Genomic DNA, 14,091 nt, shown 5'->3' with positions numbered 1-14,091 from the left:
GAAGCCGCTGCGATACCGCAAAACGGCCGCTTCAGAAAGGCCCCTCTTCTCAGAAAGGCCCGTCTTCCAGCACGCCGTCTTTCGACATCTGCGCATAAAGCAGGCCTTCGCGCAAACCCCGGTCTGCCACGCTCAGCCTGTCCGTCGGCCAGCACCGCAAGAGCGCTTGCAGGATGGCCGATCCGGACATGATCAACGCTTGCCGGTCCTGCCCGATCCGCGGGTCCTTGCGACGGCCATCCGGCCCAAGTTCAAGATAGCCCCGGATCACCTTGTCGATCTGGTCCGAGGTCATGCGCAGCCCGTCCACCTTGGTCCGGTCGTAGCGCTTCAGCCCCAGGTGACTGGCCGCAACCGTGGTCACGGTGCCGGACGTCCCCACGATCTGGAACCCCTCGCGCGCCTGCTCATCCGCGTAGGGTGCGAATTCAGCCAGGCTTTCTTCGAAGAACCAGGACATTAGGGCAAAGCGCGCGGCATCGTCCTCCACATCCTGAAACTGGTCACGCAGGGTCGCCACGCCAAGCGGCACGGAAATCCAGTCCACGACCTTGGCGGCGGGAAAGGGACTTTGCGGCGGGTGGAAGCCCGCATGCAACCGCATGATCGCCTTTGGCCGGTCACGATGGGGAACAGAGGTCAGGTCGATCCAGACCAGCTCTGTCGAGCCTCCGCCGATATCGACCACTAGCAGCTGATCGGTCCGGGTAGAGACAAGCGGCGCGCAGGAAATCACCGCCAGGCGCGCTTCTTCCTCCGGCTCGATGATTTCAAGCTTCAGGCCGGTCTCTCTTTGAACCTGCTGCACGAAGCCCCTTGCGTTGGTTGCACGCCGACAGGCTTCGGTCGCCACCAGCCGCATTTGCCGCACCTTGTGCCGCTTCAGCTTCTGCTGGCAGATGCGCATCGCCTGGATGGTCCTCTGCATCGAAGACCTGGACAGCCGTCCGGAGCGTTCCAGCCCGGACCCGAGCTGAACCGACTTCGAGAAACTGTCGACCACATGAAACTGGCTGCCCTTGGGTTGGGCAATCAGCATGCGGCACGAGTTCGTACCCAGATCCAGGGCGGCATAGAGCTCGGACGGATCTGGCGGATTCGGTGCGGGGTTTTCAACCGGTTTCGGGAATGCGCCCGCACCTTTGGGACGCCTGGGCGCCATGGTCGCGCCCTCCATACATGTTTGAATCCAAACTAGTCACTCGACCGCGGTCACGCAAGAACCTAAAGATCTGCACCGTTGCCCACCGACCTGTGGTTTGCACTCAGCCTCCCGATCTGCTGTCTGTAAACCTGATGGGATCGTACGGCCCTGTCCGCCACCGCGGATCCACCGCGACTACACATATGTTTAACCCAGGAGAGTCATCATGCCCGATGTCACTATCGTCTATTGGCGGGATATCCCGGCCCAGGTCATCGTCGGCAAGGGTCGCCGCGCCACCAAGGCCGTTCTGCCCGAACGTTTCGAACAGGCGATCGACCGGGCCGCGATGAAAACCGGCGCCGCTGAAACGGATGCGTACCTTGCAGAATGGCGCAAGGCGCAGCCCTATTCTGTCGAAGGTGACGCACAGGAGGTCGCTGACAGCGAAATCCGACGCCTCGACAGCGAATATGATCAGGAAAAGCTCAAGGCCCTGATCGCCAACGACGGCTGGACCTGACGCCTGCCCCATCTGGCGGAACCGCTTCGGCGGGCCGCCCGTCACAGGAGACCGCTGATGTCGCTTCTTCCTTTCCGGCGCAAGTCCGCCCCCGGCATTTCGCAACTTGGCGGCATCCTGTCGGGCTATTCGATCGAGGTGATGCCTCGGACTGCGGCCAAGGTTGACGATTTCCGCGCGCTGCTGCCCAGGGGCACCCGTGTCTACATCGCCCACATCGTTGGCACCCCGATCGAGGAAATGGTGGCGACCGCCCGGCGCATCGCCGGCGAAGGTTACGAGGTCATGCCCCATTTCCCGGCGCGCATCATCAAGGAAAAGGCGACCCTTGCAGACTGGATCGCCCGCTACCAGGGTGAGGCCGGCGTGCAGCAGGCCCTCCTGCTGGGCGGCGGGATTTCCACGCCCCACGGCGACTTCGACAACTCGATGCAACTGATGGAGACCGGGCTTTTCGACAAGGCAGGCTTCACCCATCTCCACGTCGCCGGTCATCCCGAAGGCAACCGAGACATCGATCCTGATGGAAGCGATGCCATGGTGATGGAGGCACTGCACTGGAAACAAGCCTTCGCGGAGCGCTCCGATGCGCAGATGGCCATCGCTACTCAATTCGCCTTCGAGGCAGGTCCGATCCTGGAATGGGCGCGCCGCCTGAAGGCAGAGGGCATCGCCCTGCCCATCCACCTGGGCATCGCCGGCCCGGCGAAACTGCAGACGCTGATCAAGTTCGCGATCGCCTGCGGCGTTGGCCCGTCGCTGAAGGTGCTTCAGAAGCGGGCGCTGGATGTCACGAAGCTGATGATGCCCTATGAGCCAACGGAAATCCTGTCCGACCTTTCGCAAGCACGTGAGAATGGCGAGGACCTGATCGAACAGATCCACCTGTTCCCGCTTGGTGGCATTCGCACGGCGGCCCAATTCGCCATTGATCACGGCGGTGACGCCACCGCTCCGGTGCTGGCAAAGGCCTGAACCTCCTTACAAGCTGATCTGGCGGTCCTGAAAACGGGCCACCTGCCCTGTCTGCCGTGGACCCGGTTGCGCCGGGGCGGCTCTGCCGTCATACCCTTTTGGGAACTGACGCCACCGGAAGGATTATCCATGACGACCCGTACCGTTCTCGAATCCAAGTCCAAGACCGTGACCATCGGCTTCGACGAGCCATTCTGCGTCATCGGCGAGCGGATCAATCCGACCGGCCGCAAGAAGCTGGCAGCGGAACTGGAAGCCGGGGATTTTTCGACCGTCGAGAAAGACGCGATCGAACAGGTTGCCTGCGGGGCCATGGTTCTCGATGTGAACGCGGGCGTTGTCTACAACTCGAACCCCAACCCCAATGAGACCGAGCCGCCCCTGATGCGCAAGGTGATCGAGCTTGTCCAGGGTCTGGTCGACGTGCCGCTCTGCATCGACAGCTCGGTGCCCGGCGCACTGGAAGCCGGCCTCGAGATGGCAGAAGGCCGGCCGCTGGTGAACTCCGTCACCGGCGAGGAAGAAAAGCTTGAGGTCATCCTGCCCCTGATCAAGAAGTACAACGTGCCGGTCGTGGCCATTTCCAATGATGACACGGGTATCTCCGAAGATCCCGAGGTGCGCTTCCTTGTGGCCAAGAAGATCGTCGAACGCGCAGCTGACTTCGGCATCCCTGCGCATGACATCGTCGTGGACCCGCTGGTGATGCCGGTGGGCGCAATGGCGAGTGCCGGCCAGCAGGTCTTTGCGCTTGTCCGCAAGCTGCGTGAAGAGCTGGGGGTGAACACCACCTGTGGCGCGTCGAACATCTCCTTCGGCCTGCCGAATCGTCATGGCGTGAACGCGGCCTTCCTGCCCATGGCCATCGGCGCCGGCATGACCTCTGCCATTATGAACCCCATTCGCCAGGTAGAGATGGAAGCGGTGAAGGCAGCGAATCTGCTGATGAACCATGATCCCAACGGCACTGCCTGGATCAGTTTTGCCCGTGTCGTTGATGCGGTGAAGGAAGGCGCGACTTTCGCAGAGGCCGCCAAGGCTTCGGCGGCTGCGGGCAGCGGACGTGGCGGTCGCCGCCGCCGCCGCGGCTGATCCGAAAGCTAAGACACCCGAAATACTCTTTGTTTCAAGGCGCGTTCCCATCCCGGGATCGCGCTTTTCTCTTTCCTGCCCCCAGGCTTTTCAGGGCTGCGCCGGGCAAGGGCAGCCATCGCGGCGCTGCTCCGGCGGCAAGGTCGTTCAAAACCCACCTAAACCTCCGGCCCGCGTAACTTCGTCTTAACGGCCAGCGCCCTATCACCGGCTAGACGCAATGGAACGACGGGAGTCTGGCATGCATTCGCACCGCCCGCTTGCCTTGGGCAGGTGGCCATGACTGAGCCACTGGTCCTACAACCGAAGCTGGATCTACCGGCAGCCGCCCCACTGGCTGAAGAGCTGAAGGCACGCCTTGAGGGCGATGTCGTGCTCGACGCCAGGGATGTAACGCAAATCGGCGCGCTCTGCCTGCAGGTCATGCTGGCAGCCGCGACGTCTCTGAAGGCAGCGGGACATTCGCTGAGTCTGACGAACGTGAATGACCGGGTGGTCGAACAACTGGCCCAGATGGGCTTTTCCCCCGAAACCGTGGCGGAGGGCCGGGTATGAGTCTGACTATTCTCGCAGTGGATGACAGCCGGACGATGCGCGACATGATCCGCATGGCCCTCATGCCGGCTGGCTTCACCGTGCACCTGGCCGATGATGGCGTCCACGGGATCGAGGTTCTGGGCGGCATAGAACCCGATGCGATCATTACCGATATCAACATGCCCCGCATGGATGGCTTCGGTTTCATTGACGCTGTCCGGGAGCAGGAAGGGCATCGCGCAACGCCGATCCTGGTCCTGACCACGGAAAGTGCGCCTGAGCTCAAGATGCGTGCCCGCGAAGCCGGGGCAACGGGCTGGATCGTCAAGCCCTTTGATCCAGCCAAGCTGGTCAAGGCGCTGCAGATGGTAGCCGGATAGGAGGGGCAAGAGATGTCCGATCAGAATGACCCGATGGCGGAAATCCGCGCCTCTTTCTTCATTGAATGCGAAGAACTTCTCGAGGCGTTGCAGGATGGCCTGCAGGAGTTGGACGACGGTTCCGAAGATCCTGAGACGATCAACGTCGTCTTCCGTGCGGTTCACTCCATCAAGGGCGGCGCCGGGGCTTTCGGCCTGGAGGCTCTGGTCCGGTTTGCCCACCGCTACGAAACGGTGATGGATGAGGTCCGCAACGGCAACATGCATCCTGACAGCGAGGCGATGAAACTATTCTTCCTCGCCGCGGACCATCTGTCTGACCTCGTCCGTGCCTGTCGCGATGAAACGCCCCTGCCCGAGGCCACCAGCGAAGAGCTGCTGGAACGTCTGGACGCCTTGCTGGGCGAACATGGCGTGGAAGAAGAGGAAGAGGCAGACGATTTCCAGCCGCTTGGCATGGGTATTTCCCTGGACCTTCCCGACCTCGACGCAGAGCCAGAAAGCTCGCTGGCCCATTACACCATCCGCTTCAAACCGGATCAGGAGCTTTTTGCCACTGGCAATGAGCCACAGCAACTGCTGCGCAATCTCTGCGGCCTCGGCGAAGCGAAAATCAGTTGCGTCACCACGGAGCTTCCCAACCTCGAGAGCCTCGCGCCTGAGACCCCCTATGTCGAATGGCTGATCGAACTGGATACCGAGGCCGCCGAACCTGAAATCCGCGATATCTTCGAGTTTGTCGACGGTCTTTGCACGCTTGAGATCACCTGTGTTTCCGGACCTTCTGCAGAAGATGCCGGGGACACGGGCCCAGACCTTCCGGATGCTCCCAGCCTGGAAGCGACCGCCACTCCGGATGTCTCAACCACGCCTGCAGCCGCGGAAGATACCCGAACCAAACCCGAGGATGCGCCGGATAAGGTCGTTACCCTCAAGAAAGACGATCCAGCAAAGGAACCAGCAGACCCGGAGGCGAAAAAGGCCGCGCCCCCTGCGGCGAAATCCGTCGTGCGAGTAGATCTTGAACGGATTGAGCGTCTGGTGAACCTTGTTGGCGAGCTTGTCATCAATCAGGCCATGCTCTCCCAAAGCCTGGACGAAGCCGGTCTCTCTCCGCATTCCGATGCGATGAACGGACTTGAGGAATTCCAGCGCCTGACCCGCGACATCCAAGACTCGGTCATGATGATCCGGGCACAGCCGGTCAAATCTCTGTTCCAGCGCATGTCTCGCATCGTGCGGGAATCCTCTGCAGCGGTTGAGAAAGAGGTGCGCCTGGTCACGGAGGGCGAGGCAACTGAAGTCGACAAGACGGTGATCGAGCGGCTATCGGATCCACTGACGCACATGATCCGGAATGCCGTCGACCACGGGCTGGAGCCGACGGAGGCCCGCCAGACGGCCGGCAAGTCCAAGGCCGGCACCGTTACCCTGACCGCCGCGCACAGATCAGGGCGCGTGATCATCGAAGTCTCCGATGACGGCGCCGGTATCAACCGCGAGCGTGTCCTGGAGAAAGCCGTGAGCAAGGGGCTCGTCGCACCGGATGCAAATCTATCGGACGGCGAAATTGATAACCTCCTATTCTTGCCAGGCTTTTCTACGGCAGCTCAGGTTTCCAGCCTTTCCGGACGCGGCGTCGGCATGGACGTCGTCAAGACATCGATCCAGTCGCTCGGTGGGCGGATTTCCATCACATCCGAAAAGGGAAAGGGTACGACCTTCTCCATCTCCCTTCCCCTGACCCTCGCGGTACTGGACGGGATGGTGGTCAACGTCGCCGGCGAGACCCTGGTGCTGCCGCTCAATGTCGTCGTGGAGACCCTCTCTCTCGGCCCGGACGATGTGCAGATGCTTCGCCCCGGCTCCTACGTTGTCCGGGTGCGAGGAGGCTTCGTGCCGCTCTACGATCTTGGCGTCATGCTTGGATACCGGGCGCATCGCAAAACGGATGCTGGTGCCATTGTCCTTCTGATCTCCCTGGAGGATGGCAGCCGCGCGGCCTTGGTGATCGACGGCATCCAGGATCAGCGACAAGTCGTGATCAAAGGGCTTGACGACAGCTTCTACCGTGCGCCCGGCATTGCCGCAGCCACGATCCTGGGCGACGGACAGATCGCCCTCATTCTCGACCCGGCCGACATTATTGCAGGAAGCGGCCATCCGCGCGGTGCGGATCTCATGCTCTCGGAAAGGAAGATCGCAAATGAGTGATCAGGCACAAACCAATGACCTGGAGCTGCTTACGTTTCGAGTGGCAGACCAGGAATATTCGCTCGACATCATGTCCGTACGCGAGATCCGCGGCTGGACAAGGACAACCCCCATGCCGCATGCGCCCGATTTCATGCGGGGCGTGATCAACCTTCGTGGCACTGTCCTGCCGGTGATGGACCTGGCCCGCCGCCTCAATCTGCCGTCCCAGGAAACCAACGACCGCAATGTCATCATCGTCGTCAAGCTGCAGGGAACATTGACCGGACTGCTCGTCGACGCCGTGTCAGACATCGTGGCAATCACCGAAGATGATCTGCAGATTCCGCCCGATATCTCCTCCGACCCCTCGCTTTCTGTCGTCCGGGCTCTGACCGTCATTGATGACCGCATGATCCGTGTTCTGGATCTTGCAGCTGTCGTCCCTAATACCAGCGACGAGGCTGCATGACCACGAGCGCAAGCGATACTGCGGGGCAGGTAATGGACAAGAAGTCCTTTGCCGCCATCGCTGCCCTGGCGAAGGAGGAAGCCGGACTTGTCCTGCCGGAAGGCAAGATGACGATGGTGCAGTCGCGCCTTCGCAAGAGGCTGCTGGCTACCGGCCAGGCAAATTATGACAGCTACTATCGCTTCGTCTCTTCTGCGGACGGCGCGTCGGAACGGCGGCTCATGATCTCGGCCCTGACCACCAACGTGTCCCATTTCTTCCGCGAGTCACATCACTTCGACATGCTGAGGACTAAGGTGGTGCCCCTGCTCTTGCAAAAGGCCCGGAACGGGCAGCGGGTAAGGATATGGTCCGCCGGCTGCTCTAGCGGTCAGGAACCTTATTCAATCTCCATGTGCCTGCACGAGGCGGCGCCGGAACTGACCAGCCGCGACGTTCTGATCCTGGGCACGGATATCGATCCGGCGATCCTGGAAAAGGCCGAAGCGGCGACTTACAATGACCAGCAAGTAAGCGGAATACCCAATGAAATGCGCTCTAAGTACCTTGAGCCGGATGGCCGCGGCCAACATCGGGTGAATGCAGAGATCAAGCGCATTGTCCGGTTCCGGGAACTCAACCTCCTGAGAGACTGGCCCATGAAAGGGCAATTCGACGCGATCTTCTGCCGGAATGTCGTCATCTACTTCGATGCCGCCACACAGGCTTCCCTGTGGCCCCGCTTCCGGCAGCACATCACCAAAGAGGGCTGGATCTTCCTAGGCCATTCGGAGCGGATTTCCGATTCCGCCCTCCACCTCTTCGAACCAAACGGAATGACGGCATATCGAGCAGCCGGTTCCGGATCGTCTGCAATCAAAAAGGATTGAGTGAATGGCCCTGAGAGACCAGATCAGAATCATGGTTGTGGACGATATGTCCACAAGCCGCGGGTTGATCACCCAGGCGCTGGACGCATTCGGCATCCGAAATGTTGCCTCCACCTCGGACGGACCATCTGCGCTGAAAGCGCTGGAAAGCACACCGGTCCACCTGGTAATTTCAGACTTCAACATGCCCGAGATGGATGGGCTTCAGCTGCTTCACCAACTGCGCAGTGGGGCCAAGACCAAGGGTGTTGGCTTCATTCTGATCACCGGCAAGGCCGACAAGGCGATCATCGACAAGGGCAAGCAGCTGGGCATGAACAATTTCCTCAAGAAGCCGTTTGAGCCGAATGATCTGCGTGCTTGTATCGAGGCAGTCGTCGGGCGGCTCTGACATGGTTGAAGGCAAGCCCCAAGAAGGCCCAGAACCAGGGGTCGATCGAATAGAGATAACCGCCCCAGAAATGGTGACGGTTCTGGCAGGCCAGGTCTCCAACCTCCGTGGACTGACCACAGGCTTGGAAGAGGCATTGTCTTCCTCCCTATGCTCCTGCAGCCCGCTCACGGAGGGAGCCTTCGTAACCTTTCAGAGGATTGATTACCTCCGTCAGGCCCTCAAGGATATCGAGGGGCTATTGAACCAGTTCGGGCCAAACATGGACTGGCGGAACAAGGACGCCATAACCTACGACGCCTTTGCCCAATCAGTGGATATGGGCGATTCCATTGAAGGCTTTGTCGGCAAGGGACGCCCCCCCCAACTGCGAGACATGGCGCCACCGCCGGAACCCGACACCGACGCCGGCGAACCCGACCTCTGGTAGTTCATCGTCTTCCGCGTCCCCTGCGCGGCAGACGAGATGATATACTAAACGTGCCAGCTGCCTTTCGGCTTCAGGTCCCGAACGCACTTACCGTTCCAGGTCTTGCATAGGTTGGCTCCACAGAAACAGTTGGGCTAAAACTCCCCACTAGTAGCCTACTGGATCTCAGCATTTCGAGTATCGTCACCCTCAGCTCTCCCGCACGCTACCGATGTCCAATTAACCCCCAAAACATCAGGCCAAGCTAAACCGCTATTGATACCTACATGTGCCCTCCAGCCGCGCCATCTTAAGAGTATAGCATAACTCCACCTCAGCCCTGGTTAGCCTTTCGCTCGACAAACAGGCATCTAAAGGTCTACATCACACCCGGTGGATAAAATGCTAAATTCCGTTAACAGATGGCTCCGCGCCAGTAAGGCGCGCGACGGCGAAGTGTTGATCGTTTCTTCGGGAGGGTCCGCGTCATGATGCGGCGCGAATACCTAGAAAAATTGACCAATGCGCAAAGCATTGAAGAGCTCTGGACAATCCATTGCGCGAAGATGGCCGACTATGGTTTCGACCGGCTTCTCTATGGATTCACCCGCTATCGCACTGCCACCTCCCTTGGTGACCCGGAAGATTTCGTCATCCTGACCAATCACCAGCAGGAGTACCGCGACGCCTTCCTTGGCAAAGGGCTGTATTTCCACGCCCCAATGGTCAAATGGGCGCTTGAAAACGAAGGCGCTTGCTCTTGGCGTATCCTAGCGGAAATGACCGCAAGCGGTGCGATCACGGAGTCCGAACGCCGCGTGATAGACTTCAACCGCTCCATGAACGTCACTGCCGGCTATTCGATCTCTTTCAAGTCGATCTCGCCACGGACCAAGGGCGCCATCGCCCTGACGGCACGCCCCGGCCTCAGCCAGGACTCGGTGGATGCCATGTGGGCGGAGAATGGGCGCGACATCGTCATCATGAACAATGTCGCCCACCTGAAAATCCTGACCCTACCCTACTCTGGGCCAACACGTGAATTGACACGTCGCCAGCGCGAGGCCCTGCATTGGGTCGGGGATGGCAAGACAACCCAGGACATCGCGCTTCTCATGGGCCTCACGGCTGCGACTGTTGAAAAGCACCTGCGCCTGGCGCGGGAAACCCTGAACGTCGAGACGACCGCTCAGGCCGTTCTGAAGGCTGCCTTCCTGAATCAGATGTACGTCCTGGACGCTTGATCGGGCGACCGTCTGCAAAGCACTCTTGTAAACTTCTGTCAAAAACAGCCCCGCGCTTGAAAGTTCTGCGCACTTCAGGGCTGTTTCGACACAACTATTTTCGAGCAATGCCCGAAAAGGTTAGGAAAACCTTACTTTTTGGCCTGATTTTCACCCAAGGTAAGGATTCCCATACTTTCGGTCAGACGCAAGAAATTACATTCTAAGGATGTTCCGTGAGTGGTGGCATTTAGGCCATGGAACAGCGGCCCGGACCCCTGGCGATTAGCAGGCAATCCGCGGTCGACCGGGTAACCGGACGCCGACCTGTCGATGTATTTCTCCATCGTCGGGTCGGTACTCAGGACAAAAGTCTTTCCATCCCCAACTGAAGGGCTTTTCGTTCTTCGGCGGTGTCAGTTGTCCCGGCTGGCACCGCCCCCCTTCCTTCACCTATTCGGACCCACGCCAACCAGGCCTTTGCCAGGGCACCTGCTCAGCACTTTTGGGCGGCGGGAAATGAGCTTGGGAGCCAAGACAAATACCCACGCGGGCGACCGACCCCGCCGATAGGCGTGCTGACTTTCGCCGCTTCCCTGCACCCGCCCTCCTTTGGCCAGCTTCGTCCATAGAGGGCTCGACTCTCAGACACAGCGCCACCGTCAAACCGGCTGCCGAGACTGGCACCTAAAGATCCCAGAACCCACTGACCCACTGACCCACACGAAAAAAGGGCCGGGAAAATCCCGGCCCTTTCAAAACGAATAGGTTGAGAAAACTCAGCCCTGAGCGGCTTTTGCCACTTCAGCTGCGAAGTCTTCCTGAACCTTTTCAATGCCTTCGCCCACTTCAAGACGCACGTATCCGACGATTTCGACCCCGGCTTCCTTGGCGGCGGCTTCCACCGTCAGATCGGGGTTGATGACGAAGGCCTGGCCCAGAAGCGTGACTTCGGACAGGAACTTCTTCATCCGGCCCTTGATCATGTTCTCGATGATGTTCTCGGGCTTGCCGGATTCACGAGCTTGCTCGGTCAGGACGGAACGCTCACGCTCCACCAGCGCCGGGTCCAGATCGGCTTCGCCGAGGGAGGCTGGGTTGGCAGCGGCGATGTGCATCGCAACCTGGCGACCGAAGGCTTCGTTGTCGCCTTTCAGAGCAACCAGAACACCGATCTTGCCCATGTTGTCGGCCGCGGCGTTGTGCACGTAGGCCACAACCTGGTCGCCTTCGATGGAAGCCATCCGGCGCAGGGTCATGTTCTCGCCGATGGTGGCGATCTTGTCGGTGATCAGGGTCTCGACGGTTTTGCCGTTGACCTCGGTGGTCTTCAGCGCGTCCAGGTCGTCAGCGCCGAGTGCGGCCTGAGCGATACCGGCAACCATTTCCTGGAACTCGGCGTTCTTGCCGACGAAGTCGGTTTCCGAGTTCACTTCCACGGCAACGCCCTTGCCACCTTCCACTGCGACGGCAACAAGGCCCTCTGCGGCGGTACGGCCAGCTTTCTTGGCGGCTTTCGCCAAGCCCTTGGTGCGCAGCCAGTCAACGGCGGCTTCGATGTTGCCATCGGTTTCCGTCAGGGCTTTCTTGGCATCCATCATGCCTGCGCCGGTCATCTCGCGCAGTTCTTTAACCTGTGCAGCAGTGATCGCCATGGGGGATCTCCTTCGGTCTGAAATAGGGTCCGGCCGCGCCTAGCACGCAGCCGGTGACATTTCTGTAACGCGATCCCCTAAGCCGGGGATCGCATCGCAAGCTCCGGGCCTCAGGCCTGGGCGGGGGCTTCTTCTGCGACGGCTTCTTCTTCGATGCCGTCAACCAGTTCACCCACGTCGACGCCTGCGGCGCCGAGCTGCGCGGTCATGCCGTCGATTGCTGCGCGCGAAGCCAGGTCGGTGTAGAGAGAGATGGCGCGCGCCGCGTCATCGTTGCCCGGGATGATGTAATCGATGCCGTCGGGCGAGCAGTTGGTGTCGACGATGGCGACAACCGGGATGCCCAGCTTCTTGGCTTCTGCGATGGCCAGCTGCTCTTTCTTGACGTCGATGACGAAGAGCAGGTCGGGAATGCCGCCCATTTCACGGATGCCGCCCAGGGAAGCCTGCAGCTTGGCCTGTTCGCGTTCCATCCCAAGACGCTCTTTCTTGGTCAGGCCTTCGGCGCCGCCTTCGAGCTTCTCATCGATTTCCTTCAGACGGTTGATCGACTGGGAAACGGTTTTCCAGTTGGTCAGCGTGCCGCCCAGCCAACGGTGGTTCATGTAGTACTGCGCGCATTTCTCGGCGGCTTCGGCGACGGGCGCGGAGGCCTGACGCTTGGTGCCGACGAAGAGCACACGGCCGCCCTTGGCGACGGTGTCGCGGATGACGGTCAGAGCCTGGTCCAGCATCGGGACGGTCTGCGTCAGGTCAAGGATGTGAATGCCGTTGCGCGCGCCGTAGATGAACTCGCCCATGCGGGGGTTCCAGCGTTGCGTCTGGTGGCCGAAGTGAACGCCAGCTTCAAGCAGCTGACGCATGGAGAACTCGGGAAGAGCCATGGTCTTTTACCTTTCCGGTTTACGCCTCGGCGGGGGTGAGAAACGAGTGTTTCAACCGGTGGACGCATGAGGATGTCTCCCCCATAGGCCCGAACCCCACCTGCGGATTGAATGGCGGTCCTTTATAGGCGGGTTGCGGGGAATGCAAGCGACTTTGCCAAAATAGGTAGAATTGGCCGGGCAAGGCAGATCACCCTTCGCCATCGTCCGGCGGCTGGTGGCAGCGTTGAAGCACGCGTGGCCCGATGGTTACAGCCCGGACGTCCCTTGTTGAAGGCAAAGTGTTCCGGCGCACGCTGCGCAGACAGAGCCAAGGTCGCATTTTTGTTGCGCCGGTGGGCGCTTCGGTCAAAAAGACCTCATGGAAAAAGACAACAAGATCCTTTGTATCGGCGCGGTGCTCTGGGACATCATCGGACGCTCGGCCAGTCATATGCGGCAGGGCTCCGACGTGCCGGGCCGCATCACCCGCCTGCCCGGTGGCGTGGCGATGAACATTGCCATGACGCTCGCCAATTTCGGCATGAAGCCCGTCCTACTGACGGCTATCGGCCAGGACCCGGAGGGCGATGAGCTGGTCAATGCATGTGCCGACCTGGGCATGGACGTCGGACATATCTATCGCTCCGAGGATCTGCCGACGGATCGCTACATGGCCGTCGAGGGCGCCAACGGCTTGATTGCCGCCATAGCGGACGCCCATTCCTTGGAGGCGGCGGGACGCAAGATCCTGCGCCCGCTCATGGACGGGTCGCTGGGCAGCGAAGCGGCCCCCTATCAGGGGCTGGTGGCCCTGGACGGCAACCTGACCCGCCCCCTGCTGGAAGAGATCGCCGCCGCGCCCGCCTTTGCCCGAGCCGATCTGCGCGTGGCCCCGGCCTCTCCGGGCAAGGCAGAGCGCCTGATCCCCTTCCTCGCCCATGGTCGCGCCCTGCTTTACGTGAACCTGGAAGAGGCCGGCTTGCTTTGCCAGAAGGAATTCGCCACCTCTGAAGAGGCCGCAGAGGGCCTTCTGGAACGCGGCGCCTCACGCGCCCTGGTCACCGCTGGGTCGGGCCCGGCCTGCGACGGCTCTGCAGAGGGCTTGATCTGTCTTGCGCCGCAAGAAGTCCTGGTGACCCGCGTGACCGGCGCCGGGGATACCTTCATGGCCGCCCACATCGTAGCCGAAGCCCAGGGAGCCGGGCGCGAAGAGGCCCTGTCCCGCGCCCTGCGCGCCGCTGCACGATATGTCTCCGGAGAAACCGCGCTTTAAGACCATGAAGGTCTGATGGCCCCATGAAAGAGATGACGAAATCCGAAAGTCGCGTCATTGGCCGTCAGGGACGGCCCAAGGCCGGCGCG

At 60.7% G+C, this 14,091-nt stretch carries 16 protein-coding genes; 12 read left to right on the top strand and 4 right to left on the bottom strand.

What is annotated here, in order from left to right:
* Positions 1-49: 49 nt before the first annotated feature.
* The gene (locus HCZ97_RS10720; protein WP_167688715.1) at positions 50-1,162 is read right to left on the bottom strand and encodes a Ppx/GppA phosphatase family protein; all 1,113 of its coding nucleotides are present in this window, start codon (positions 1,160-1,162) and stop codon (positions 50-52) included.
* A gap of 208 nt (positions 1,163-1,370) precedes the next feature.
* On the opposite strand from HCZ97_RS10720, the gene HCZ97_RS10715 reads away from it, so the two are divergent.
* The 11 genes from HCZ97_RS10715 to HCZ97_RS10665 all read left to right on the top strand — a co-directional run bounded on the left by HCZ97_RS10715 (position 1,371) and on the right by HCZ97_RS10665 (position 10,229).
* The gene (locus tag HCZ97_RS10715; RefSeq protein WP_167688714.1) at positions 1,371-1,667 is read left to right on the top strand and encodes a virulence factor; all 297 of its coding nucleotides are present in this window, start codon (positions 1,371-1,373) and stop codon (positions 1,665-1,667) included.
* Positions 1,668-1,724: 57 nt separating this feature from the next.
* Positions 1,725-2,642, top strand: coding sequence for a methylenetetrahydrofolate reductase (locus HCZ97_RS10710; RefSeq protein ID WP_167688713.1), 918 nt, complete (start codon positions 1,725-1,727; stop codon positions 2,640-2,642).
* Between the two features lie 129 nt (positions 2,643-2,771).
* Positions 2,772-3,734 (top strand): methyltetrahydrofolate cobalamin methyltransferase, encoded by a 963-nt coding sequence (locus HCZ97_RS10705; protein WP_167688712.1) that lies wholly within the window; start codon positions 2,772-2,774, stop codon positions 3,732-3,734.
* A gap of 279 nt (positions 3,735-4,013) precedes the next feature.
* Positions 4,014-4,289: an STAS domain-containing protein gene (locus HCZ97_RS10700; protein ID WP_167688711.1), complete on the top strand. Its 276-nt coding sequence runs from the start codon at positions 4,014-4,016 to the stop codon at positions 4,287-4,289.
* The gene (locus HCZ97_RS10695; RefSeq protein WP_167688710.1) at positions 4,286-4,651 is read left to right on the top strand and encodes a response regulator; all 366 of its coding nucleotides are present in this window, start codon (positions 4,286-4,288) and stop codon (positions 4,649-4,651) included. The genes HCZ97_RS10700 and HCZ97_RS10695 overlap by 4 nt, the downstream gene beginning before the upstream one ends.
* Before the next feature lie 12 nt (positions 4,652-4,663).
* Positions 4,664-6,865, top strand: a complete 2,202-nt coding sequence (locus tag HCZ97_RS10690) for a chemotaxis protein CheA (protein ID WP_167688709.1) — start codon at positions 4,664-4,666, stop codon at positions 6,863-6,865.
* Positions 6,858-7,316, top strand: a complete 459-nt coding sequence (locus tag HCZ97_RS10685; protein WP_167688708.1) for a chemotaxis protein CheW — start codon at positions 6,858-6,860, stop codon at positions 7,314-7,316. The genes HCZ97_RS10690 and HCZ97_RS10685 overlap by 8 nt, the downstream gene beginning before the upstream one ends.
* A 32-nt stretch (positions 7,317-7,348) precedes the next feature.
* Positions 7,349-8,185 (top strand): protein-glutamate O-methyltransferase CheR, encoded by an 837-nt coding sequence (locus HCZ97_RS10680; RefSeq protein ID WP_254871473.1) that lies wholly within the window; start codon positions 7,349-7,351, stop codon positions 8,183-8,185.
* A 4-nt stretch (positions 8,186-8,189) separates the two neighbouring features.
* Positions 8,190-8,576, top strand: a complete 387-nt coding sequence (locus HCZ97_RS10675) for a response regulator (RefSeq protein WP_167688706.1) — start codon at positions 8,190-8,192, stop codon at positions 8,574-8,576.
* Positions 8,533-9,006, top strand: coding sequence for a hypothetical protein (locus tag HCZ97_RS10670; protein WP_217701766.1), 474 nt, complete (start codon positions 8,533-8,535; stop codon positions 9,004-9,006). The genes HCZ97_RS10675 and HCZ97_RS10670 overlap by 44 nt, the downstream gene beginning before the upstream one ends.
* Before the next feature lie 467 nt (positions 9,007-9,473).
* A complete protein-coding gene (locus tag HCZ97_RS10665; protein WP_167688704.1) occupies positions 9,474-10,229 on the top strand; it encodes a LuxR family transcriptional regulator in 756 nt (251 codons plus the stop codon).
* A gap of 131 nt (positions 10,230-10,360) precedes the next feature.
* Here the strand turns inward: HCZ97_RS10665 and HCZ97_RS20450 are convergent, their stop codons facing one another.
* The 3 genes from HCZ97_RS20450 to rpsB form a co-directional block, all read right to left on the bottom strand.
* A complete protein-coding gene (locus HCZ97_RS20450) occupies positions 10,361-10,555 on the bottom strand; it encodes a hypothetical protein (protein WP_217701765.1) in 195 nt (64 codons plus the stop codon).
* 432 nt (positions 10,556-10,987) lie between these two features.
* Complete coding sequence (gene tsf / locus HCZ97_RS10660; protein WP_167688703.1) at positions 10,988-11,863, bottom strand: translation elongation factor Ts; 876 nt, start codon at positions 11,861-11,863, stop codon at positions 10,988-10,990.
* Between the two features lie 110 nt (positions 11,864-11,973).
* Positions 11,974-12,747, bottom strand: a complete 774-nt coding sequence (rpsB, locus tag HCZ97_RS10655) for a 30S ribosomal protein S2 (protein ID WP_167688702.1) — start codon at positions 12,745-12,747, stop codon at positions 11,974-11,976.
* A gap of 361 nt (positions 12,748-13,108) precedes the next feature.
* Between rpsB and HCZ97_RS10650 the strand changes: the two genes are divergently transcribed.
* Positions 13,109-14,002: a PfkB family carbohydrate kinase gene (locus HCZ97_RS10650; RefSeq protein WP_167688701.1), complete on the top strand. Its 894-nt coding sequence runs from the start codon at positions 13,109-13,111 to the stop codon at positions 14,000-14,002.
* Positions 14,003-14,091: the final 89 nt, after the last annotated feature.

Origin of the sequence: Pseudooceanicola sp. HF7, assembly GCF_011806405.1 — a bacterium.
Classification (GTDB): Bacteria; Pseudomonadota; Alphaproteobacteria; order Rhodobacterales; family Rhodobacteraceae; genus Pseudooceanicola.
Note: the sequence above shows the minus strand (reverse complement) of the source record. Positions and strands in the feature narration are given on the sequence as shown.

Excerpts from the sequence above, each read along its gene's own strand:
- HCZ97_RS20450 (WP_217701765.1), bottom strand. The coding sequence starts at position 10,555 with ATGGAGAAATACATCGACAGGTCGGCGTCCGGTTACCCGGTCGACCGC.
- tsf (WP_167688703.1), bottom strand. The coding sequence starts at position 11,863 with ATGGCGATCACTGCTGCACAGGTTAAAGAACTGCGCGAGATGACCGGC.
- HCZ97_RS10690 (WP_167688709.1), top strand. The coding sequence starts at position 4,664 with ATGTCCGATCAGAATGACCCGATGGCGGAAATCCGCGCCTCTTTCTTC.
- HCZ97_RS10715 (WP_167688714.1), top strand. The coding sequence starts at position 1,371 with ATGCCCGATGTCACTATCGTCTATTGGCGGGATATCCCGGCCCAGGTC.
- HCZ97_RS10685 (WP_167688708.1), top strand. The coding sequence starts at position 6,858 with ATGAGTGATCAGGCACAAACCAATGACCTGGAGCTGCTTACGTTTCGA.
- HCZ97_RS10665 (WP_167688704.1), top strand. The coding sequence starts at position 9,474 with ATGATGCGGCGCGAATACCTAGAAAAATTGACCAATGCGCAAAGCATT.
- HCZ97_RS10705 (WP_167688712.1), top strand. The coding sequence starts at position 2,772 with ATGACGACCCGTACCGTTCTCGAATCCAAGTCCAAGACCGTGACCATC.
- HCZ97_RS10670 (WP_217701766.1), top strand. The coding sequence starts at position 8,533 with ATGATCTGCGTGCTTGTATCGAGGCAGTCGTCGGGCGGCTCTGACATG.
- HCZ97_RS10700 (WP_167688711.1), top strand. The coding sequence starts at position 4,014 with ATGACTGAGCCACTGGTCCTACAACCGAAGCTGGATCTACCGGCAGCC.
- HCZ97_RS10720 (WP_167688715.1), bottom strand. The coding sequence starts at position 1,162 with ATGGCGCCCAGGCGTCCCAAAGGTGCGGGCGCATTCCCGAAACCGGTT.
- HCZ97_RS10675 (WP_167688706.1), top strand. The coding sequence starts at position 8,190 with ATGGCCCTGAGAGACCAGATCAGAATCATGGTTGTGGACGATATGTCC.
- HCZ97_RS10650 (WP_167688701.1), top strand. The coding sequence starts at position 13,109 with ATGGAAAAAGACAACAAGATCCTTTGTATCGGCGCGGTGCTCTGGGAC.
- HCZ97_RS10680 (WP_254871473.1), top strand. The coding sequence starts at position 7,349 with ATGGACAAGAAGTCCTTTGCCGCCATCGCTGCCCTGGCGAAGGAGGAA.
- HCZ97_RS10710 (WP_167688713.1), top strand. The coding sequence starts at position 1,725 with ATGTCGCTTCTTCCTTTCCGGCGCAAGTCCGCCCCCGGCATTTCGCAA.
- rpsB (WP_167688702.1), bottom strand. The coding sequence starts at position 12,747 with ATGGCTCTTCCCGAGTTCTCCATGCGTCAGCTGCTTGAAGCTGGCGTT.
- HCZ97_RS10695 (WP_167688710.1), top strand. The coding sequence starts at position 4,286 with ATGAGTCTGACTATTCTCGCAGTGGATGACAGCCGGACGATGCGCGAC.